This window comes from Streptomyces sp. NPDC007863, from assembly GCF_040633895.1.
Lineage (GTDB): Bacteria > Actinomycetota > Actinomycetes > Streptomycetales > Streptomycetaceae > Streptomyces.
The window spans coordinates 152,894-172,766 of record NZ_JBEYEI010000014.1; the positions used below are offsets into that span (position 1 = coordinate 152,894).

The window sequence follows — 19,873 nt, forward strand, 5'->3', positions numbered from 1 at the left end:
GTGGACGGACCCGGCCGTTGACCGGCCGCGCAGGGGATCAGACGCGGTCGGCGGCGATCAGCACGTACTGGAAGGAGCCGTCCTTGTACGACTCGATGAACGCCTCCTCGATGCCGGTGACCAGCGACGAGGTGGCGCGCAGCTCCCAGTAGGGCAGCGTGTCGGGGGTCAGGTCGATCACGGCCTGGGGCACCAGGCGGTGGTCGGCCATCGCCTTCAGGTACTCGCGGCGCGAGTGGATGTTGCACTCGAAGTGGGCGTTGATCTGGGACACCCACTTGGAGGGCTGGCCGTACTTCGGGTTCCAGCAGCCGGTGATGGTGACGTAGCGGCCGCCGACCTTGAGGAAGCGGGAGTGCTCGGCCATCAGGTCGTCGAGGTCGACGTACATGCTGGACTCGTTGTTCCAGGAGGCGGTGACGGAGCCCTTCTCGAACGGGGTGTCGAGCATGTTGCAGACCTGGGCGCGGACGTGGTCGTCGATGCCGAGCTCGCGGGCGCGCCGGTTGCCGAACTCCGCCTGGGTGGAGGAGAGGGTGACGCCCTCGACCTTGCAGCCGAAGCGCTGGTGGGCCATGACGCTGGAGCCGCCGCGGCCGCAGCCGGCGTCGACGAGGGTGTCGGCGGGGGTGACGGTGCCGAGGTGGTCGAGGAGGACCTCGGCCTGGGCGGACTCCAGACGGTGCAGCTCGGCGATGAGCTTCTTCTCGTACTCGCTGTCCTCGGGGGTGCCGAGGGAGGCGTGGTCGACGGCGCCGATGCCGTAGTGGTGGTGGTAGAGGCCGTCCACGTCACCGAGGCGCAGGTTCACGGGCCGCGCCTCGGCGTTCCAGTAGCGGGCGATGTCGCCCTGGTACGGCGTCGCCGGGCCGGGGATGATCGCGGAGGCGTCGGTGGAGGTCAGCTCGGTGGTCACAGAGAAATCCATTTCTTGCGGGACGGTGATTACCAGAAGTCGGGCAGGCTGTAGCGGAACGTGTTGGTCTGGTGCCAGTAGTGGTTGCCGTCGACCCAGACGGCGACGCCCTTGAGGAAGCGCAGCACGGTGGGGACGGGGAAGGCGGCGGCCACCTCGGCGGCGGCGGCCTCGAAGGCGTGCATGAGGTCGTTGTGGACCTCGATCGCCTTGAGGTAGGCGTCGCGCTCGGAGAGCTTCTCCCGCTCGGCGAGCACCACCGGCAGGTTGAGGTGGACGCCGGGGCTGGAGAGTTCCTTGGTGTAGGAGTACAGGTCGTTCACGATGGTCGTCGCGTTGCCCGCGAGGGCGATGACCCGCTGCATCTCCGGCCTGGCGTGCAGGTCCGCCGGCAGTTCGTAGCCGCCGACGGTGTCGGTGATGGTGGGACAGGGGCGGAAGTTGTTGAACTGGCGCATGGCCAGGTACTCCCACACCTCGGGCACGTGGTCGGTCTCGGCCCAGGCAGCTTCGGCGAGGTAGCCCATGTGGAGCCGGGCCATGTCGTGCCGGAAGCGGTCGGACTGGGAGGGCGAGGCCGCCCGGACGAAGTAGTCCATGGCGGAGCGGTAGGCGCGGCGCGGGGCGTCCGAGCCGAGCGATTCCGCCCACGCCGGCGCGTACTCCGGGGTGGTGTGCACGGGGTCGAGCGCGGTGTGCGCCATGAGGAGACGGCCGCCGAGGCCGATCGGCGAGCCGCCGTGGTCCTCGCAGTAGCAGTCGTCGACGGCGTTCTCCGCGACCATGAGCCGGGTGGCGAGCATGAGGTGGTCGACGGTCGGGGCGTCGGGGTGGCAGGCCACCATGTAGCGCCCGACGGAGAAGCCGTCGAACTGCCCCTCCCACTCCTCCGGGTAGAGCTGGACCTCGTCCAGGGCCCAGTCCTTGATCCGGCGGCTGACCTCGTCCACGCGGACGGGGTCGGGGTCGGGGACGGGGTGGAAGTAGAGGCCCGGGATGGGCCGGCACTCCGCCGCCGAGGGGGCGGCGGACGGCGGCCCGGCGGGCTCCGGAAGGGCGTCCGGCGCCGGGACGGGCACGGGGAGCGCTTCCGGGACCGCCGCCGGACGGGCGAGGGAGAGGGCGGTCGTGCCGAGTCCGCTGGGTCCGCCGGGGATCCAGCGGGGCGCGGCGGCCGGCGCGGGCGCCTCGGCGGCCGGGCCGGCGAGCGCCGCGGCGAGGACGTCGGCCCCGAGGCGGGCCGCCGCCGCGGGCGGGTGCGCCGGCAGGGGGGAGAGCCCGGGGTCGGGCATCCGTCAGCTCCTTGCTGGGTGGGGTGGTCCGTCCCGGATCCGGGACGGACGGGGTGTCAGTCGCGGCGGCGGGCGATCTGCACGTTCTCCATCACGCCGAGGGCGTCCGGCACGAGGACGGCGGCGGAGTAGTAGGTGGTGACGAGGTACGACATGATCGCCTGCTCGCTGATGCCCATGAAGCGGACGGAGAGGCCGGGCTCGAACTCCTCCGGGATGCCGGTCTGGCGCAGGCCGATGACGCCCTGGTTCTCCTCGCCGGTACGCATGGCGATGATGGAGCTGGTCTGCTCCTTGGTGATCGGGATCTTGTTGCAGGGCAGGATCGGGACGCCGCGCCAGGCCGGCACGGACTGGCCGCCGAGGTCGACGTGGTCCGGGTAGAGCCCGCGGGCGTTGAACTCGCGGCCGATGGCGGCGATGGTGCGCGGGTGGGCGAGGAAGAGCTTGGTGCCCCGGCGGCGGCTGAGCAGCTCGTCCATGTCGTCCGGGGTGGGCGGGCCGGAGTGGGTCTGGATGCGCTGCTTGAAGTCGGCGTTGTGCAGCAGGCCGAACTCGCGGTTGTTGACGAGCTCGTGCTCCTGGCGCTCGCGGAGGGCCTCGATGGTCAGGCGGAGCTGCTCCTCCGTCTGGTTGTGCGGGCCGTTGTAGAGGTCGGCGACGCGGGTGTGGACCTTGAGGATGGTCTGCGCGACGGAGAGCTCGTACTCGCGCGGCTTGAGCTCGTAGTCCACGAAGGCGCCGGGGAGGACGGCCTCGCCGACGTGCCCGGAGGACATCGCGATCTCGGCCTCGCCGTGCTTGTTCTGCGCCTGGTCGGGGAGGCTGGAGAACGCCTGGATGTGGGCCTGGAGGGCCGGGGCGTTCGCCATGACGGCGGCGAAGTCGGCGCGCGAGAGGGTGAGGAGGGTGCCCGCGGTCTCGGCGGTGGCCGTGTAGTCCCAGGTGGCGTCGGCGTCGAGCAGGGCGTTCTCGCCGAAGCGGTCGCCGTCGCCGAGCACGGCGACGGCGACGTCCTCGTCGTAGGGTCCCTCGGAGGTCTGGGCGACGCGGCCGTGGGCGAGGAGGTGGATCTCCCCGGCCGGGTTGCCGCGGGTGACGATGATCTCGCCGGCGGAGAAGTCGCGCTGGACGCAGCGGTCGGCGAGCGCGGTGAGCACCTCGACGTCGTCGAAGCCGCGGAGCAGGGCGAGTTCGCCGAGCTCGCGGGGGATCACGCGGACGGTGGCGCCGTCCTGGACGAACTCCACCCGGCCGTCGCCGACGGTGTAGCTGAGGCGGCGGTTGACCCGGTAGGCGCCGCCCTTGGTCTCCACCCACGGGAGCGTCCGCAGCAGCCAGCGGGAGGTGATCTCCTGCATCTGCGGGGCGGACTTGGTCGTGGAGGCGAGGTTCCGCGCGGCGTGGGTGCTGAGGGACTGCTGCGGGGGTGCCGCCTGGGCTTCCGGGCTGGTGTCGACGGTCATCGGACCGGTCTCTCCTTAGCGAGGGTGTGACCGGGCACGGCGGCACGCCGGGCCGGTCGAAGGGGAGGAATGGAGGTACGGAGGGAGGTGGTCTGGGGGGAGGTGGTCAGGCCGTCCGTCCAGACCCGGGGAACAGTAACGGTCCGTCAGCACGCTTTGCCCGGGGAGCCGAGGGGCATTACCTCGATGCAGTGATCTTGTTCGCGGGCCGGTTTACCGCCCGATCGGTCGACTTTCCGCCACGCGTGGGGGCGGCGGGGCGGCAAGCGGGCCGGTGGGGGCATCGGGGTACCCCGGCACCCCGATCGGACGGCATGCGTTCCGGCCACGTCGACCCCACCGGCCCCCTCTTGACAACCCGCCCCGTCCGTCACACAAGTCAACGGCGGGCGTCAACGCGGACTCCTGTGCCCCGAGCGGGAGTTCGTGGGACGATGACGGGAGTGCGACCAGGGGGTTGTGGGGGGAGCGTGTGAGCGCGTTACCGGATCCGTACGCACAGGGGGCGCGGGAACCCGCTCAGGCGCCGGGAGCGCCCGACCCGAGGTACGCCAACGCCGACCTGCTGCCCGCCGGGTCCGGGGAGTTCCGCTGGCACTGGTGGGACTTCGCCGCCGTCTGGGTCTGCGTGTCCTGGAGCCTCGCGCACCTGATGCTCTCGGGGATGCCCGGCCAGGACCGGTTCTCCTGGCAGCAGACCCTGCTGATCTGCGGCATCGCCCAACTGCTCGTCCTGCTGCCGTCGTTCCTGGTGGAGCACGCCGGGGACCGGTACGGGGTGCCCTTCGCGGTCTTCGCGCGCAGCGCCTTCGGCATCCGGGGCGCCGCGCTGCCCGCGATGCTCCGCTTCGCCTCCGCGTGCGTGTGGTTCGGCTTCCAGGCGGACCTGGCCGTGCAGGGCCTCATGCTCCTCGCGGCCGGGGACGACTTCTACGACTTCGGCGGCTTCCTGGGTCCGGCGTTCCTCGTCTTCGTCGGCGTCCAGCTGTGGATCATCACCACGGGGCCGAGCGGGCTGCGCGTCTTCGCGAACCTCGCCGCGCCGGTGCTGATCCTGGGCCTCCTGGTGACCTACCTCCGGGTGTACGTGTACCCGGAGGGACCGATGCTGCCCGTGCCCGAGCGGCCGATCGGCTGGGGCGCGGACTTCTGGCGGGCGGCCGCGCCGGCCCTGGCCTCCGCGACGGCCCTGTTCGCGGCGGTCGGCCTGACCGTGCCCGACCTCGTGCACCTGGGCGGCGCCCGCCGGCGGACGGAGGGGACGGGCTCCGGGCCGCGCCCGGGCGTCGCGGGGCTGCTCGCGCTCGTGATGACGGGCATGCTGCTGTACACGATGGCGCTGATCTCCGGGTCCGGGTACGAGGCCGGCTCCGGGCCGCTGGTGCGGCACGCCCTGGGCGACATGCCCGGCGGCACCCTGCTCGCCGTCGTCATGCTGCTCGTCGCCACGCTCTGCACCAACCTGGGGATGAACCTGGTCTCGGCGGCGTACGACCTGTCGAGCACCGTCCCGTCGCTGCTCCGCTTCCGGGGGGCGGCCGTGGTGGCGGCGCTCATCGGCTCGGCGGTCGTGTGGCAGACGCGCGACACCGGCGACTACCCGGTGGTCGAGTGGGCGGACACGGTCGAGGGCTTCTTCGGCACCGTGTCCGGCATCCTCGTCGCCGAGTACTGGGTCGTCCGCAGGACCCGGCTGCGCCCGGCCGAGCTGTACCGGCGCGGGGGCGCGTACTGGTACGCGGGCGGCTGGAACTGGCGGGCCGTCGCGGCCTTCCTGGCGGGCGGGGTGCTCGCGGTGGGCGGGGCGGGCGAGGATCCGCCGCTGCCCTTCCTGGCGCCGCTCGACGACTACGGGTGGCTCGTGGGCCTGGTGGTCTCCGGCGGGCTGTACACGACGCTGACCCTGCGGGCGAGGGCCACCGCCGCCGCGGCCGCCGCGGCGGGCGACTGACGCTCCCGCCGGGCTGGGCATGTGCACAGTCCCGCTCCCGCAGGACTGGGCCCGCGCGCACAGACAGGCGGGGCGGGCCGCTCCACGATGTCCCTGGCCACGGTCGCGAGGACGCGCGACCCCACGGAACGACGGAGGAGTTCCCATGCCAGGGAGAACGAGCCGCCTGCTGGGCGGCCTGCTGCTGGGCCTGCTGCTGACGCTCGGTACGACACCGGCCGCGACGGCGGAGCCTGACACGACGACGACGGCCACGGCGCCGGCCACGGCCGCGGGGATCCCGCCGGTCGGAACCGACTGGGACCGGCCCGGCCCCTACGAGGTGGACGTCGACATCGAGGTGGTGCACACCTTCTACCACCCGCGCGCGATGGGGGCGTCGGGCGAGCGGCACCCGGTGGTGATCTGGGGGAACGGCACGGGGGCCGTGCCCGGGATCTACAGCTCGCTGCTGCGGCACTGGGCGAGCCACGGCTTCATCGTCGCCGCGGCCAACACGCCCACCTCGAACTTCGCGCTGAGCATGCGGGCCGGCATCGACGTCCTGGAGCGGCGGAACGCCGACCCGGGCAGCGAGTACTTCGGCCGGGTCGACCTGGCGCGCATCGGCTCGGCGGGGCACTCGCAGGGCGGGGCGGCGGCGGTGAACGCGGCGGTCGACGCGCGCGTGGACACGGCGGTCCCGATCCAGCCGGGGCCGCTGACGGACCCCGACCTCACCGGCGTACCGGTCTTCTACCTCGCCGGTGAGCGCGACCTGACGGTGTGGCCGGCGCTGGTGAAGGCGCTGTACCGCGACTCGGACCACCTGCCGGCCGTGTACGGGGAGGTACGGGGCGCCGGACACCTGTCGTCCATCGGGGACGGCGGCGACTTCCGCGCGCCGACCACGGCGTGGCTGCGGTTCTGGCTGATGGACGACGAGAACGCGCGCGGGTTCTTCTTCGGCCCGGACTGCGGCTACTGCGCGGACGACGAACTGTGGTCGGGCTGGGACCGCAACGAACGCGCCCGGCTGATCCCGGGCCCGGGCGGAGTCTGACCCTTCGCCCAGGGGGCAGGGGCCCTAGCGGCCCCTAACGGCCCAGGCGGGCGTCCAGCCACTGGAGGACGTCGGGGGTGACCGGGTCGGTGATGTCCGCGAACTCCTCGTGCTTCTTGAGGAACTTGGCGACGTACGGGCAGACCGGCACGATCCGCATGCCGGAGGCGCGTACGTCGTCCAGGGCCCGCTGGACGAGGATCGCCGCCAGGCCCTGGCCCGCGTAGGCCTCGTCGACCTCGGTGTGGAAGAAGACACGGCGGTCGTCGCGGTCCCGGTAGGCGGTCAGCCCGGCCCGGGCGCCGTCGACGAGGATCTCGTACCGGTGGCGCTCGTCGACGCGGCGGACGACGGGGGCGACGGTCTGCTCGCTCATGGGCGGCCTTTCGGGGTCGTGGCGGTCGGACGCGCGTCCACCCTACTCCTCGGTATCCGCAGGTGGCGGGCGGGCGCACGGCCGAAACCGCTGTGCACTCCGAGCGGGGCGGGCTCGTTGAACCCGGCGAAGCCGCTCCGCTCCCCCCACCCCGGAGGCCCCGACATGCACCCCCTGCCCTCCCCCGCCCCCGCCGCCGCCCCGGCGGGGTGCCGGGAGATGCTCCCGGTCGACGAGTTCGTCGCGACGCTGCCCAAGGCAACCCTCTTCGGCGCCGTGTACTTCACCGACATGGACGACCGGCCCGTGCAGCTCCACGCCGTCTACAGCCCGGGCCACCCCTGGCAGTTGCCGGGCGGCACCGCCGAGGCGGGGGAACGGCCGTGGCGGACCGCCGTGCGGGAGACGGAGGAGGAGACGGGGCTCGTGGTGCACGGGCCGCCCCGGCTGCTGGCCGCCGTCTTCGGGCTTCCGGGAGCCGCGTGGCCGCTGGCGACCGCCGGGTACGTCTTCGACGGCGGGCGCCTCACCGACCGGCAGATCGAGGGCCTCGTGCTCGACCCGGAGGAACACGACGAGGTGCGCGTCCTGCCGCTCCCCCGGTGGCGGCCCCTGATGCCGCCGCGCGACTTCGCCCGCCTCACCGCCTTCGCGGAGGCCCGGCGCACCGGCACGGCCGCGTACGTCGGCGCCTGGGACTGGGACGAGCCGCCCGCCGGGTCGGAGGAGTAGCCTCCCCGCGCTCAGGTGCCCTGCGCGCGGCGGAGCCCGCGGATCGCCGGGACGGCCAGCAGGGCGGCGCTCGCCGCCACGCACGTCGCCGCCGACAGGAGCAGGAAGTGGTGGGGGCTGGTGAGGGCGGTGGCGGGGCCCGCGAGGAGCTGGCCGGCGGAGATGCCGGAGACCGAGCCGGCGAGTTCGTAGGCGCTGACGCGGTTGAGGACCTCGGGCGGGGTGTGGGTCTGCACGCTGGTGGCCCACATCACCGACCAGAAGGCGAGCGCCGCCCCGGCCAGCGCGTGCGCGGCGAGGAGGACGGGCAGCCGCGCGTCCAGGGCGATCGCGAGCGGCAGCGCGCCGTAGAGGAGCATCGCGCCCGCTCCGGCGGCGAGGGGGCGGCCGGGGCGCAGCCGGAGGGCCAGCAGTCCGCCCAGCACGGTCCCCGCGCCGAGGAAGGAGACGGCCAGGCCGTACGCGTCCGGGCCGAGGCGGTCGCCGATCAGGGCCGAGCCGAGCGGCACCAGCGGGCCGAAGACGAGCACGCCGTGGACGACCCAGACGAGGACGACCGCCCACATCCAGGTGCGGGCGCGGAACTCCCGCCACCCTCGGCGCAGATCCCTCCGGAGTGAACTCCCCTTCGCCTGGGAGGAATCGGCGGCCTGTGGGGCGAGGCGCAGCAGGGCGAGGCAGAGGGCGCTGACGAGGAAGGTGGCGGCGTCGATGGCGTACACCGTGCCGGCGTCGGTGACGACGATCAGGAGGCCCGCGAGGGCCGGGCCGAGGAGGTGGGCGAGCGCGTCGGCGACCTTGAGGGTGGCGTTGGCCCGGTGCGGGTCGCGGGCGACGTGCGGGACCATGCCGTTCACCCCGGGCAGGAACATCGCGACGGCCGCCCCGGCCACCGCCGCCATGGCGACGAGCAGCCAGAACGGCGGCCTGCCGGTGAAGAAGGCGACGGCCAGGACTCCTTGGGTGGCGACGCGTACGAGGTCGGCGCCGACCATCATCCGGCGGGCGCCGAAGCGGTCGGAGAGGACGCCGCCGAAGAGGACCAGGAGGACGAAGGTGCCGGTCCAGGCGCCGAGGACGAGGCCGACGCCGGTCACGCCGTACAGCGCGCCGACGGCGAGCGCGGCGGCCACGGGCATCATCGCGTCCCCGAGGAGGGAGACCGCGCGGGCGGTGAAGTAGAGGCCGAACCGGCGGTCCCACAAGGGAGTCGGGGAGTCCTGGGGGCCGGCCGGGAGGGCGTGGGTGGTCTGCTGTTCTGACTGCTCGGTGGTCACCCGACGATGCTGGTCCGGACCTTTGACGGTCCCCAGTGTCCCGAACGACACGATGGGGTACTTTCGCGCCATGACCTCGCCGCCGCCCCGGTCCGAACTCCCCGTCCCGCACCGGGTCGTGGCGCTGCTGATGCCGCCGCAGCCGGTCTTCCCGCTGGCCTGCGCGTCCGCGGTCCTGGGCGACCACGGGCCCGAGGTGCCGGCGCGGTACGCCTTCGAGGTCTGCGCGGAGCGGCCGGGGGCCGTGCGCACCGAGGCCGGTTACGACCTCCTGGTCGGCGCGGGGCTCGACGCGCTGGAGGACGCGGACACGGTGCTGGTGCCGGGGTGGGGGCCCGGGGCCGGGAGCGAGGTGCCGCCCGCCGTGGTCGCGGCGGTGCGGCGGGCGCACGCGCGCGGGGCGCGGGTCGTCGGCCTGTGCGCGGGGGCGTTCGTGCTCGCCGCCGCCGGGCTCCTGGACGGGCGGCGGGCCGCCACCCACTGGTCCCGCGCGGCCGAACTGGCCTCCCGGTTCCCCCGGGTGCGGGTCGACCCGGCGGTGCTGTACGTGGACCACGGCGACGTCGCCACCAGTGCGGGCGGCGCGGCCGGCGTGGACCTGTGCCTGCACCTGGTGAGCGCGGACCGGGGCGCCGGGTACGCGACGCGGATCGCCCGGCGGCTGGTGATGCCGCCGCACCGGGAGGGCTGCCAGCTCCAGTACGCCGAGCCGCCGGCGGCCGGGCCGGTGGCCGACTCGCTGGCGCCGCTCCTGGAGTGGCTGGGCGAGCGGCTCGAACAGCCGCTGTCCGTCGCGGACATGGCGGCCCGCGCCCGGGTCTCGCCCCGGACGCTGACCCGGCGCTTCGGCGAGCAGCTGGGCATCAGCCCGGGGCGCTGGCTCCTCGACCGGCGGATCGCGGCGGCCCGGGCGCTCCTGGAGGAGACGGACCTGCCGGTGGAGACTGTCGCCCACCGGGTGGGCCTCTCCTCGGCCGTGAACCTCCGCCGTCGTTTCCACGAGGCCGTGCGCACCACCCCCGCCGCCTACCGGCGTGCCTTCCGGGCGCAGAGGGCGGGGACGGGGGCGGTGCCGGGGGCCGGCTAGCCCTGGTCGGCGACGAAGGACGCCATCCAGGTCAGGGCGGAGTTCCAGTTGATGGTCAGTTCGTTGGTGGACCAGGACTGGATGTCGTCGATGTAGCAGAACTGCCCGGTGCAGCCCTGGAGTTTCGCCTGCGCCAGCGGGTCCTGGATGCTGGAGTTCGGGCCGCCGGAGAGCGAGCCGGCGGGCGGGTGCGGCAGCGCGGGGTCGAGCTGGTGGGCGTACCAGCGGCTGTGCTGGTTCCGGGCGCTGACCTCGCCGTAGCCGGTGACGTAGGAGAGGTTCAGGGCGTTGCGGCCGAGGACGTAGTCCATGCTCTGGACGGCGCCGTCGCGGTAGGCGGCGGCACCGGTGAGGTCGTAGGCGGTGGCGAGGACGACGGCGTTGTTGAGGATCTGGTGCGTGGAGCCCCAGTCGTACCGCTGGCCCTCGGGGGCGTACGGCATGCCGTAGGGGTGGGCCTTGAGGGTGGCCAGGTAGCGGTCGGCTCCGGCGCGGACGGAGGCGCGGACCCGGTCGCGGCCGGGGAGGCGGCTGGGGACGGTGGCGAGGTCGAGGCGGGCGGGGACGGCCGTCCTGGCCCAGTCGAAGCCGACGGCGCCGAAGATGTCGGCGGTGTGGACGGGCGAGGCGAGGACGTGGTCCTTGAACTGCCGTTCCCCGGTGGTGAGGTAGAGCTCGGCCGCGGCCCAGTAGAACTCGTCGGAGACGTCGGCGTCGGCGTAGGTGCCGCCGCCGACGCCGTCGCTCTCGGAGGCGAGGACGTCGGGGTGGGCGAGGGCGGCGGCCCAGGCCTTGCGGGCGGCGGTCAGCGCGGTGGCCGCGAAGCGGGGGTCGAACTCCTCGTAGACGCGGGCCGCTTGGGCGGCGGTGGCGGCGAGGTTGAGGGTGGCGGCGGTGGTCGGCGGGTGGAGCTCGCGCTTCTGCGGGTCGTCGGAGGGCAGCAGGGGCAGCCCGGTCCACTGCTCGTCGTGGATCTTGTGGTGGGCCATGCCGGCGAGCGGTTCGCCCTCGGGGACCTGCATCTTGAGGAGGAAGTCCAGCTCCCAGCGGGCCTCGTCGAGGAGGTCGGGGACGCCGTTGCCGCTCTCGGGGAGGGCGAGGGTGCCGTCGCCGAGCGCCTCGGCGTCGCCGGTGCGGGCGTGCCGGGCGCGCTCGTGGGTGGAGAGGAGCTGCCAGACGGAGATGCCGCCGTTGACGACGTACTTGCCGTGGTCGCCGGCGTCGTACCAGCCGCCGCTGACGTCGAGGGTGTGGTCACAGACGCCCGGCTGGCAGGGGACCCGGGTGTCGCCCTGGTTGGGGGCGGTGCCGACGTGGCCGGCCGCGCGGCCGTAACCGGGGCGCAGGTCCTCGCGGATGGGGGTTCCGCTGCGCTGGGTGTAGTAGAACTTCGCCGCGTCCAGGCGCAGTCGGTCGTAGGCGGCGGTTCCGATGTCGAAGGGGTGGCTGGTCTCGCCGTCGACGGTGAGGGTGAAGTCCGTTCCCCGCTCCCGGTATCGGCCGAAGTCGAGGGAGTGGACGTTCTGCCCGGAGGAGGCGTCGACGCCGCGCGGGACGGTCCAGCCGCGCGCGACGGCGGTGCCGTCCGCGTCGTCGAGGCGCCAGGGCAGCCGGGTGGTCGCCTCGGTGACGAGGGTGGCGTTCTTGGGGCCCCGGGGCAGGTAGCCGACCTGGTTGACCCGGACGCGGGGGCCGGTGTCGGGCTCGTACTTCTCCGGCGGCACCCCGCCGAGGAGGGAGACGTCGTCGAGGCAGAACCGCCAGGCGTCGGCGGCGCCGCCGAGCTGGAAGGCGACCTGCCCCTGGGTGGTGTCGACCGGGGAGGTGAAGGTGTAGGCGTAGCTGTCGCCGGAGACGCTGAGCTGCGGCACGACCTCGTAATAGGCGTCGTACGGGGCGACTTGGAGGCCGACGACGGCGCGGACGGAGTGGCCCGCCGGGGTTCCGGTGGCGCGGAAGGCGATGCGGTAGGTCTCGCCCGCGGCGAGCGTGAGGTCGTTCTGGCCGACCCCGGCGTCCCAGCGGTTCACGGTGCCGCCGGGCACGTCGGCGCAGAGCCCGCCGTCGGCCGGGCCGGCGGTGACGCCGCTCGTCCACCAGGGGGCGGTGCCGTCGTCGAAGGCGCCGTTCACGATCTGCTCCACCTCGTCCGCCCCGGCCGTGCCCGCGGGCACGGCGCTCAGGCCTGCCGCCAGCAGGGCCGTCAGGGACAGCAGGGCGGTTCTGCGTCGGTTCAACGTCCGCTCCTCGTGGGGGATTCGACGGAGCGCGCGCCCCCGGTACGCCGCCGTGACGCCGAGAGTGGGAGCGCTCCCATACATGTGGGCCCATCCTGGTGTCCGGAGCGCGGGGCCGTCAACGGTCCGGACGCGAACGGGCGCGGAGGGACCGCCCGTCCGCCGTCCGTCCTCGCCGGCTCACCGCCCGCCGTGCCGCGCCGCCTCCTCGCGCAGCGCCCGGACGAGCGCGGTGACGTCGGGCCGGTCACGGCCGCCGAGCGCGGCGACGCCGATGTGCCGGACCGGGCCCGGCGGCGTGATCGGGACGGCGCGCACCCCCGGGACCTCGGGGACGAGCGCGATGGAGGGGACCAGGGAGATCCCCATGCCCGCGGCGACGAGGGAGCGGGCGAAGAAGTAGTCGGTGGTGGTCCCGCGGATCTCCGGATCGAAGCCCGCGCGCTCGGCGAAGCGCCGCAGGTACGCCTCGGTCTTCAGGCAGCCGAGCACCCAGGGTTCGGCGGCCAGGTCCGTCAGGTCGAGCGCGTCGCGACGGGCCAGCCGGTGCCCCCGCGGCAGGACGACGTGCAACGGGTCCTCCAGGAGCGGCGTCCACTCCAGGCCGGAGGAGGCGCCCGGACCGACCGGGAGCGGGCCGTCGAAGTGGTAGGCGAGGGCGAGGTCCACGGCGCCCTGGCGCACCAGCGGCAGGGTGTCCTCGGGTTCGCCCTCCCTGACGTGGAGCACGGTGCGGGGATGGTCCGCCATGAGCCGGGTGAGGGCGGCGGGCAGCAGGAGCCTGCCGCCGCTGGTGAAGGCGGCGACGGTCAGCTGGGTGCGGCCGGTGCCGAGCGCGGCGATCCGCTGCCGCGCGTGCTCCAGCTCCGCGGCGACGGTCTCGGCGGCGCCCAGCATGATCCGGCCGGCCCGGGTGAGCGTCACGCCGCGGGTGCTGCGCGCGACGACCTGGGCGCCGAGGCCGCGCTCCAGGGCGGCCACCTGCTGGGAGACGGCCGAGGGGGTCAGGTGGAGGGCCGCGGCCGCCCGGTTGAAGCTGCCGTGCTCCGCCACCGCACGCAGGACACGGAGCCGCTGCACGTCGATCAACAGTTTTCCTTCATACGAGGCCAGAAAGCCGGTACTTCTGCTGATGACGATAGGTCTCCAGGATGAGGGCATGCAAAGGATCTGCGTCATCGGCGGAAGCCGGTACTTCGGAAAGCTCCTCGTCGAGCGGGCGCGCGCGGCGGGCCACCGGGTCACCGTGATCAACCGGGGCTCGGCCGCGCCGCCCGCCGGCGTCGAGCACCTCGTCGTCGACCGCGACGACGAGGCCGCCCTGACCGCCGCCCTCGCCGGCCGGGCCTTCGACGTCGTGGTGGACCAGGTCTGCTACAGCCCCGTCCAGGCCGCCGTCGCCGCCCGCGTCTTCGCCGGCCGCACCCGGCGCTACGTGATGACCTCCACGATCGAGGTCTACGACCCCGCCACCGCCGCCCTGCCCGCCGTGCCCCCGGGGACGCCCGTGCCGGAGGAGAGCGTGGACCCGGCCGCCTGGCGGGTGGCCATGGACCTCCCCTGGCACGACGACGCCTACCTGGAGGCGCACTACGCCGAGGGCAAGCGGCAGGCCGAGGCCGTCCTCGCCCGCGCGGGCGGCTTCGCCTTCGCCACCGTGCGCGCCGCCCATGTGCTCGGCGGCGGGGCGCGGGAGTTCACCGGCCGGCTGGCGCACTACGCCGGCCGGATCGCCCGGGGCGAGGAGATCGCCGTGCACGCCCGGGCGCTGCCGACGGTCTTCCTCCACTACGAGGAGCTGGCCGAGCTGCTGGAGTGGGCGGCCACGGCCGGCTTCACCGGCCCGGTCAACGCCTGCTCCGACGGCCTGCTCGACGTGTACGGCCTCGCCGGGACCGTGGCCACGGCGGCCGGCCGGGAGGCCGTGTACCGGACCGTCCCGGCGGGCGCCGAGGCCTCGCCGTTCTCCTTCGACCGCCACTACGCCCTGGACAACGCCCGCGCGAAGGCGCTCGGCTTCCGCTTCTCCCGCACCGCCGACTGGCTGCCCGGCGCCGCCGCCGAGGCCCTCGCCGTGTCCCCCGCTCCCGCCCCCTGACGAACGAGGCCCCATGCGCTACCGCACCCTCGCCCACACCACCGTCAGCGTCATCGGCCTGGGCGCCATGCCACTGTCCATCGAGCACCGCCCGGACGAGAACCGGGCCCTCGCCACCCTCCACGCCGCCCTCGACGCCGGCGTCACCCTCCTCGACACCGCCGACAGCTACCACTGGCACGCCGGCGAGACGGGCCACAACGAGCTGCTCGTCGCCCGCGCCCTGGCCCGGTACGGCGGCGACACCTCGCGGGTCCTGGTGGCCACCAAGGGCGGCCGCGGCCGCCCCGGCGACGGCAGCTGGACCGTCGACGCAACCCCCGCCCACCTGAAGCGGGCCGCCGAAGCCTCCGCCAGGCGCCTGGGCACCGACGCGATCGGCCTGTACCAGCTGCACAAGCCGGACCCGGCCGTGCCCTGGGCGGACTCCGTCGGCGCGCTGCGCGAGCTGCTCGACGCCGGCACGATCCGCGCCGCCGGCGTCTCCAACGTCACCACCGCCCAGATCCACGAGGCGCACCGGATCCTCGGCGACGGACTCGTCTCCGTCCAGAACCGGTACTCGCCCGCCGTCCGCGACAGCGAGCCCGAACTGCGGCTGTGCGAACGCCTCGGCCTCGCCTTCCTGCCCTGGAGCCCCCTCGGCGGCATCTCCCGCAGCTCCCTCGACGGCCCCTCCGGCCCCACCTCCGCCGGCACGGCCTTCCACCGCGTCGCCGCCGGCCGCGAGGTCAGCCCCCAGCGGGTCGCCCTGGCATGGCTGCTGGCCCGCTCCCCCGCGATGCTCCCGGTGCCCGGAGCCTCCCGCCCCGCCTCCATCACCGACTCCGCCAGGGCGGCGGAGCTCACGCTGGACCCGCGCGAGCTGAGCGAACTGGACGCCGACCTGCCGGGCCGACCGGGCTGAGACCCCGGCGCCAGGCAGCCGCCGCGGCCGGTCGCCTCCGGCCTAGCCCTCGCGGCGGCGGACCATCTCGGCGATCCAGACCGGGGCGTAGGGGGAGGTGCAGCCCTTGGGGGTCGGGTAGTCCTTGAGGACCCCCAGGCGTTCCCCGACGGCGAGGGCCCGCTCGCGCAGGGCGGGGTGTTCGATGCCGATCTGGGCGAGGCAGTGGTTCATCGCCCACTGGAGCCGGTCGGGGGCGTCCTTCATCTCCGCCTCGACCGTGTCGAGGAGGCCGTCGAGATCGAGGCCGTCGGGCCGCGTCGCGACCCGCTCGGTGGTGAGCGCCCAGCCGGCGCTCGCGACGCCCGGGTCGGCGTCGGCGAGCCAGGCCACGCGGAGCTCCTCGGTGTGGCGGCTCTTCTTCACGACGTAGTTCACGAGCCAGTCGTGGACCTTGGGGGCCCGTGCCGCGCGGAGCATCGCGTCGAGCTCGTCGCGCTCGTACTCCTTGGGGCGGCAGACGAGCGTGGCGAGGAGCCGGGCGGCGGTGTCGCCGCTCGCCCACAGCTCGCGGGCGAGCTCGTGCCGGATCCCGAGCCGCTTGGCGACCGCGCGCAGCCGGGCGAGGTTCACCCCGTGGTCGTCGCCGTGCCGCGCGTTGACCTCGCGCATCCGGGGGTCCTCCAGGGCGGCCAGCTCGGCCAGCACCTCGTTCACCGTCTCCCCGGCCATCCGGTCCTCCTGCCCTCTCCTCGCGTACGGCACTCACCCTACGGCCCGAGGGTTACGGGATCCGGGCGCGGGTAGCCGCGCCCCGACCAGGGAGATGACCGGCATGGTGTACGACACGATCGAGGTGGAGGCCCCGCTGCGGCAGGTCTACGACCAGTGGACGCAGTTCGAGGAGTTTCCGCGTTTCATGGACGGGGTCGAGGAGGTCCGGCAGCTCGACGACCGGCTCTGCCACTGGCGGACCAGGGTCGCGGGCGCGAGCCGCGAGTTCGACACGGAGATCGTCGACCAGCTCCCCGACCAGCGGATCGCGTGGCGGACGGTCGGCGGGGACGTGCGGCAGAAGGGCGTCGTCACCTTCGAACGGGTCGACGACGAGCACACCCTCGTACGGCTCAAGATGGAGGTGGAGCCCTCCGGGCTCGCCGACCGCGCCGCGCAGGCGATGGGGTTCGTGGAGCAGCGGGTCGAGGGTGACCTGCACCGGTTCAAGGAGTTCATCGAGGACCGCGAGCAGGCGACGGGCGGCTGGCGCGGGCGGCTGCGCCCCGGAGACAGCGCCGGCGGCGAGCCGGGCGCGGACCTGCCGGAGTACGGGATGCCGCCGGGCGAGGACCGGCCGGCGGGCGGCATGCCCCCGGCCGCGCCGGGCGGGATGCCACGGCGTGACGCCCCGCCGCCCCACGACGACGGACCCGTGACGCCGTGAGCGGCTCCGGACCCGGCTTCCGGCTCCTCGACGTGTCCCTGCACACGGAGGAGCGGGGACGGCTCGTGGTGGGCCTGGGCGGCCCGGCCGAGGAGGCCGGTCCGCTGAAGGTCCCGGAGGGCGCGGTGGTGAGCGTCGGCCTGACCTTCCTGGTGGGCCGGGCGGTCGACGGGCTCGCCTTCGAGGAGCGGCGCACCGGGGACGAGCAGCCGCCGGTCACCACCCGGACGCAGCTCGGCGGCTTCCGCCGCGGCGGGCCGTACGAGGTGCGGCTGCCGCCCCGGCGGATGCCGGTCGGCCGGGCCCACTGCGGCCTCTACCGGGTCACCGGGCGGCTGACCGACGGCCAGGGCCGCGAGCTGGCGCGCGCGGACCACGCGCTGATGCTGGTCCATCTGACGGGGGCGCCGGAGGCCCGGACGGCCCCGGACGCCGCTTGAGCCGAACGGCCGCCTCGGGTGGGTGCCGGGTGACCGGGGCGGCGCACGATCGGTGCATGGAATCACGTGGATCCGACCCCGACCACGACCCCGGACGCGGCCCCGACCACGACCCGGACCGCGACCACGACCGCCGGCCGTCCCGAGCCGGTGGGGGCGGGCGGTACGGCGAGGACGTGTTCCCGCCGGAGGCGGCGGGCGAGGGGCGGCGGATCGACTACGGGGCGCTCGCCTACGACGATGTCAGCCTGACGCGGCTGAGGGCGCTCGGGGCCGGGCCCGGTTGGCGTTGCCTCGACGTGGGGGCCGGGACGGGCACGGTGTCCCGGCGGCTCCTCACCGAGGCGGGCGTGGCGAGTGTGCTCGCGGTCGACCGGGACGTGCGGTTCCTCGCCGAACGGCCCGTGCCGGGGCTCGACGTGCTGGAGGCCGATGTGACGGCCCCGGACTTCGCCCCCGGGCGGTTCCGGCTGGTGCACGCGCGGTTCGTCCTGATGCACCTGCCCGGGCGGGAGCGGACGGTGGCCCGGCTCGCCGAACTGGTCGAGCCCGGCGGGGTGCTGGTGCTGAGCGACGCCGTCGACCTGACGAGCGGGGGGGCGCCGGAGACGCCGTACACCCGGGCGATGCGGGCGATGTGGCGGGGGCTGCGGGACACCATCGGCACCGACGTCTCCTGGGTGCCGTCCTCCCCCGCGTGGCTGCGGGCCGCCGGGCTGCGGGAGGTGGGGGCGGAGATCCATGTGCCGCCGCTGCTGCCGGGCAGCCCCATCAGCCGGTTCTGGGCGGACACCTGGGAGCGGAGCAGGGCGGCGATGGTGGCGACGGGCCTGGTGGACGACGCGGGCCTCGACGAGGCGGTGCGGTATCTGGAGTCGGAGGAGTGCGCGGCGCTGTCGGCCGGGATGCTCACGGTGTGGGGCCGGCGCTAGTCCCGGCGCGGGCGCGCCGCAGGAGGTAGGCGCCGGCCGTGGCGACGAGGACCAGCATGCAGGCGATGAAGACGAGCCCCGCGCCCTCCAGGCCGAGGGGGTCGGCCAGCAGGCCGACGCCGATCACCGGGAGGGAGATGCCGGTGTACGCGGCGACGAAGAGCGAGGAGATGACGGCGGCCCGCTGGTCGGGCGGCGAGGCGGCGGCGACCGCGGAGAGCGCGGCGCGGAAGGCGAGGCCCTGACCGGTGCCGCCGACGAGGGCGGCGAGCACGATGAAGAGCAGGTGGTCGGTGGCGAGGGCGAGGGCGAGCAGGAGCAGTCCGGCGAGCAGGACGGCGCAGCCCAGCGGCAGTGAGCGGTCGGCGCCGACGCGGCCGGCGGCGACCTGTCCGGCGGTGGAGGCGAAGAAGGCGAGGGCGACGACGAGGCCGCTGACGGCGTGGTCGTCGACGTGGAGGTAGCGGGCGAGGAAGGCGGGGCTGACGGAGGTGAAGACGCCGAAGAGGGCGAAGCCCACGAAGGAGGCGACGGCCGCGGGCACGAACACCGCCCGGACGCGGGCCGGCAGGGCGGGCTTGCGGGGGCGTACGGCGCTGAGCGGCCGGCGTTCCGCCACCGTCTCGGGCAGCCACCACAGCACCAGGGCGGAGAGCGCGACGAGGGCCAGGTGGACGGCGAACGGCAGCAGCAGGGGCTCGGGGGCGTACTCGGCGAGGAGTCCGGCGAGGAGGGGGCCGCAGCCGAGGCCGCCCATGTTCGCGGCGGTCGCGACGAGGGTGGCGCGGGCGGTGCCGCCGGGCGGGGCCAGCTCGATGACGTAGACGGTGGCGGCGCCGGTGAAGAGGCCCGCGGAGAGGCCGGAGAGCAGCCGGCCCGCGTACAGCCAGCCGAGGGCGTCGGCGCAGAGGAAGCAGACGGCGCTCGCGGCGGCGAAGGCGAGGCCCCAGCTCAGGGTGGGGCGCCTGCCGATGGTGTCGGAGGCGTTGCCGGCGAGGAGGAGCACGGCGAGGACGCCGAAGGCGTACACGGCGTACACCACGGTGACGGTGAGTTCGGAGAAGCCGAACTCCTCCTGGTAGAGGGGGTAGAGCGGGGTGGGGAGCGTGGTGCCGGCCATGCACACCACGAACACCGCTCCGGCGAGCAGACACCGCAGCCATCCGCGTCGATCATCGGCCATACCGGCGACCGTAACCCGCCCGTCCCGTCGAGCACGGGCAGCACGTGCGGCACGGCAGGCCGGCCACACCGTTGTCGTACGCGTACGAGTGCGGGTATGTGTACGAGTACGGGTGCGCTGAAGCGCGCGCTGTCGTGCGGCGGGCGTGAGCGGTGCGCCGTACGGGCACGGCCGGGGGCCGCGGCCGGGCGGCGGCCGTCAGCCGCCCGCGCCCGGTACCCAGTGGTGGTGGACGTCCACCACGCGCGGCATCGGCCCTTCCGGCCAGCCGAGGCCGGTCGCGATGGGCATCATCTTCTCGGCGAAGGCCTTCATCTGCTCTCCGCTCTCCCAGAGGTCGAAGATCTCCAGGCCGCTCTCGGTCGGCACGCACGCGTGCGAGATGCACCCGTCGAAGATCTCGGGTGTCGACTGGAGCCGGGCGTTGAGCGTGTCGTACTGCTCCGTGGTGACTCCGTCGAGGACGGCGTGGACGAGGATCGCCATGACCCTTCCTCCTCGTGAGGCGACGGTCCGC

The 19,873-nt window shown here is 74.5% G+C and carries 19 protein-coding genes; 9 read left to right on the forward strand and 10 right to left on the reverse strand.

Annotation, left to right across the window (positions count from 1 at the left end):
* Positions 1-37: 37 nt before the first annotated feature.
* Genes ABZ621_RS22710 through ABZ621_RS22720 form a run of 3 tightly spaced genes read right to left on the reverse strand, consistent with a single transcriptional unit; the run spans position 38 to position 3,674 of the window.
* Positions 38-916 carry a geranyl diphosphate 2-C-methyltransferase gene (locus tag ABZ621_RS22710; RefSeq protein ID WP_360607273.1) on the reverse strand — a complete coding sequence of 293 codons (879 nt, stop codon included), beginning with the start codon at positions 914-916 and terminating at the stop codon, positions 38-40.
* A 29-nt stretch (positions 917-945) separates the two neighbouring features.
* Positions 946-2,208: a family 2 encapsulin nanocompartment cargo protein terpene cyclase gene (locus tag ABZ621_RS22715; RefSeq protein WP_360607275.1), complete on the reverse strand. Its 1,263-nt coding sequence runs from the start codon at positions 2,206-2,208 to the stop codon at positions 946-948.
* A 56-nt stretch (positions 2,209-2,264) separates the two neighbouring features.
* Positions 2,265-3,674 (reverse strand): family 2B encapsulin nanocompartment shell protein, encoded by a 1,410-nt coding sequence (locus ABZ621_RS22720; protein ID WP_360607277.1) that lies wholly within the window; start codon positions 3,672-3,674, stop codon positions 2,265-2,267.
* A 472-nt stretch (positions 3,675-4,146) separates the two neighbouring features.
* On the opposite strand from ABZ621_RS22720, the gene ABZ621_RS22725 reads away from it, so the two are divergent.
* Positions 4,147-5,625, forward strand: a complete 1,479-nt coding sequence (locus tag ABZ621_RS22725) for a cytosine permease (protein WP_360607279.1) — start codon at positions 4,147-4,149, stop codon at positions 5,623-5,625.
* 145 nt (positions 5,626-5,770) lie between these two features.
* Positions 5,771-6,667 (forward strand): acetylxylan esterase, encoded by an 897-nt coding sequence (locus ABZ621_RS22730; RefSeq protein WP_360607281.1) that lies wholly within the window; start codon positions 5,771-5,773, stop codon positions 6,665-6,667.
* 34 nt (positions 6,668-6,701) lie between these two features.
* Here ABZ621_RS22730 and ABZ621_RS22735 read toward each other — a convergent pair whose 3' ends face one another.
* Positions 6,702-7,043, reverse strand: coding sequence for a GNAT family N-acetyltransferase (locus tag ABZ621_RS22735; protein ID WP_360607283.1), 342 nt, complete (start codon positions 7,041-7,043; stop codon positions 6,702-6,704).
* 165 nt (positions 7,044-7,208) lie between these two features.
* On the opposite strand from ABZ621_RS22735, the gene ABZ621_RS22740 reads away from it, so the two are divergent.
* Positions 7,209-7,775: an NUDIX hydrolase gene (locus ABZ621_RS22740; protein ID WP_360607285.1), complete on the forward strand. Its 567-nt coding sequence runs from the start codon at positions 7,209-7,211 to the stop codon at positions 7,773-7,775.
* 11 nt (positions 7,776-7,786) lie between these two features.
* On the opposite strand, the gene ABZ621_RS22745 is transcribed toward ABZ621_RS22740, so the two are convergent.
* Complete coding sequence (locus ABZ621_RS22745) at positions 7,787-9,052, reverse strand: MFS transporter (protein ID WP_360607287.1); 1,266 nt, start codon at positions 9,050-9,052, stop codon at positions 7,787-7,789.
* A 70-nt stretch (positions 9,053-9,122) separates the two neighbouring features.
* On the opposite strand from ABZ621_RS22745, the gene ABZ621_RS22750 reads away from it, so the two are divergent.
* Complete coding sequence (locus tag ABZ621_RS22750) at positions 9,123-10,139, forward strand: helix-turn-helix domain-containing protein (protein ID WP_360607289.1); 1,017 nt, start codon at positions 9,123-9,125, stop codon at positions 10,137-10,139.
* Here the strand turns inward: ABZ621_RS22750 and ABZ621_RS22755 are convergent.
* Entirely contained in the window at positions 10,136-12,376 is a 2,241-nt protein-coding gene (locus tag ABZ621_RS22755) for a glycoside hydrolase family 9 protein (RefSeq protein WP_360607291.1), read from the reverse strand. The genes ABZ621_RS22750 and ABZ621_RS22755 overlap by 4 nt on opposite strands.
* Positions 12,377-12,556: 180 nt before the next feature.
* The gene (locus ABZ621_RS22760) at positions 12,557-13,465 is read right to left on the reverse strand and encodes a LysR family transcriptional regulator (RefSeq protein ID WP_360607293.1); all 909 of its coding nucleotides are present in this window, start codon (positions 13,463-13,465) and stop codon (positions 12,557-12,559) included.
* Between the two features lie 70 nt (positions 13,466-13,535).
* Between ABZ621_RS22760 and ABZ621_RS22765 the strand changes: the two genes are divergently transcribed.
* Entirely contained in the window at positions 13,536-14,474 is a 939-nt protein-coding gene (locus ABZ621_RS22765; protein WP_360607295.1) for an NAD-dependent epimerase/dehydratase family protein, read from the forward strand.
* A 13-nt stretch (positions 14,475-14,487) separates the two neighbouring features.
* The gene (locus tag ABZ621_RS22770; protein ID WP_360607297.1) at positions 14,488-15,381 is read left to right on the forward strand and encodes an aldo/keto reductase; all 894 of its coding nucleotides are present in this window, start codon (positions 14,488-14,490) and stop codon (positions 15,379-15,381) included.
* A gap of 42 nt (positions 15,382-15,423) precedes the next feature.
* On the opposite strand, the gene ABZ621_RS22775 is transcribed toward ABZ621_RS22770, so the two are convergent.
* A complete protein-coding gene (locus tag ABZ621_RS22775; RefSeq protein ID WP_360607299.1) occupies positions 15,424-16,092 on the reverse strand; it encodes a DNA alkylation repair protein in 669 nt (222 codons plus the stop codon).
* 103 nt (positions 16,093-16,195) lie between these two features.
* On the opposite strand from ABZ621_RS22775, the gene ABZ621_RS22780 reads away from it, so the two are divergent.
* Genes ABZ621_RS22780 through ABZ621_RS22790 form a run of 3 tightly spaced genes read left to right on the forward strand, consistent with a single transcriptional unit; the run spans position 16,196 to position 18,173 of the window.
* On the forward strand, positions 16,196-16,801 hold the full coding sequence (locus ABZ621_RS22780; protein ID WP_360607301.1) for an SRPBCC family protein: 606 nt from the start codon (positions 16,196-16,198) through the stop codon (positions 16,799-16,801).
* Complete coding sequence (locus tag ABZ621_RS22785) at positions 16,798-17,241, forward strand: hypothetical protein (protein WP_360607303.1); 444 nt, start codon at positions 16,798-16,800, stop codon at positions 17,239-17,241. Before ABZ621_RS22780 ends, ABZ621_RS22785 begins: the two co-directional genes overlap by 4 nt.
* Before the next feature lie 56 nt (positions 17,242-17,297).
* Positions 17,298-18,173 (forward strand): class I SAM-dependent methyltransferase, encoded by an 876-nt coding sequence (locus tag ABZ621_RS22790; RefSeq protein ID WP_360607305.1) that lies wholly within the window; start codon positions 17,298-17,300, stop codon positions 18,171-18,173.
* Here ABZ621_RS22790 and ABZ621_RS22795 read toward each other — a convergent pair.
* Both ABZ621_RS22795 and ABZ621_RS22800 read right to left on the reverse strand, forming a co-directional pair.
* Positions 18,151-19,356, reverse strand: a complete 1,206-nt coding sequence (locus ABZ621_RS22795; RefSeq protein ID WP_360607307.1) for an MFS transporter — start codon at positions 19,354-19,356, stop codon at positions 18,151-18,153. The two genes, ABZ621_RS22790 and ABZ621_RS22795, sit on opposite strands and share 23 nt — an antisense overlap.
* Positions 19,357-19,554: 198 nt before the next feature.
* Positions 19,555-19,842, reverse strand: coding sequence for a hypothetical protein (locus ABZ621_RS22800; RefSeq protein ID WP_360607309.1), 288 nt, complete (start codon positions 19,840-19,842; stop codon positions 19,555-19,557).
* Positions 19,843-19,873: the final 31 nt, after the last annotated feature.

Coding starts and splice junctions, on each gene's coding strand:
- ABZ621_RS22715 (WP_360607275.1), bottom strand. CDS start 2,208: ATGCCCGACCCCGGGCTCTCCCCCCTGCCGGCGCACCCGCCCGCGGCG.
- ABZ621_RS22720 (WP_360607277.1), bottom strand. CDS start 3,674: ATGACCGTCGACACCAGCCCGGAAGCCCAGGCGGCACCCCCGCAGCAG.
- ABZ621_RS22730 (WP_360607281.1), top strand. CDS start 5,771: ATGCCAGGGAGAACGAGCCGCCTGCTGGGCGGCCTGCTGCTGGGCCTG.
- ABZ621_RS22735 (WP_360607283.1), bottom strand. CDS start 7,043: ATGAGCGAGCAGACCGTCGCCCCCGTCGTCCGCCGCGTCGACGAGCGC.
- ABZ621_RS22740 (WP_360607285.1), top strand. CDS start 7,209: ATGCACCCCCTGCCCTCCCCCGCCCCCGCCGCCGCCCCGGCGGGGTGC.
- ABZ621_RS22750 (WP_360607289.1), top strand. CDS start 9,123: ATGACCTCGCCGCCGCCCCGGTCCGAACTCCCCGTCCCGCACCGGGTC.
- ABZ621_RS22765 (WP_360607295.1), top strand. CDS start 13,536: ATGCAAAGGATCTGCGTCATCGGCGGAAGCCGGTACTTCGGAAAGCTC.
- ABZ621_RS22770 (WP_360607297.1), top strand. CDS start 14,488: ATGCGCTACCGCACCCTCGCCCACACCACCGTCAGCGTCATCGGCCTG.
- ABZ621_RS22775 (WP_360607299.1), bottom strand. CDS start 16,092: ATGGCCGGGGAGACGGTGAACGAGGTGCTGGCCGAGCTGGCCGCCCTG.
- ABZ621_RS22780 (WP_360607301.1), top strand. CDS start 16,196: ATGGTGTACGACACGATCGAGGTGGAGGCCCCGCTGCGGCAGGTCTAC.
- ABZ621_RS22790 (WP_360607305.1), top strand. CDS start 17,298: ATGGAATCACGTGGATCCGACCCCGACCACGACCCCGGACGCGGCCCC.
- ABZ621_RS22795 (WP_360607307.1), bottom strand. CDS start 19,356: ATGGCCGATGATCGACGCGGATGGCTGCGGTGTCTGCTCGCCGGAGCG.
- ABZ621_RS22800 (WP_360607309.1), bottom strand. CDS start 19,842: ATGGCGATCCTCGTCCACGCCGTCCTCGACGGAGTCACCACGGAGCAG.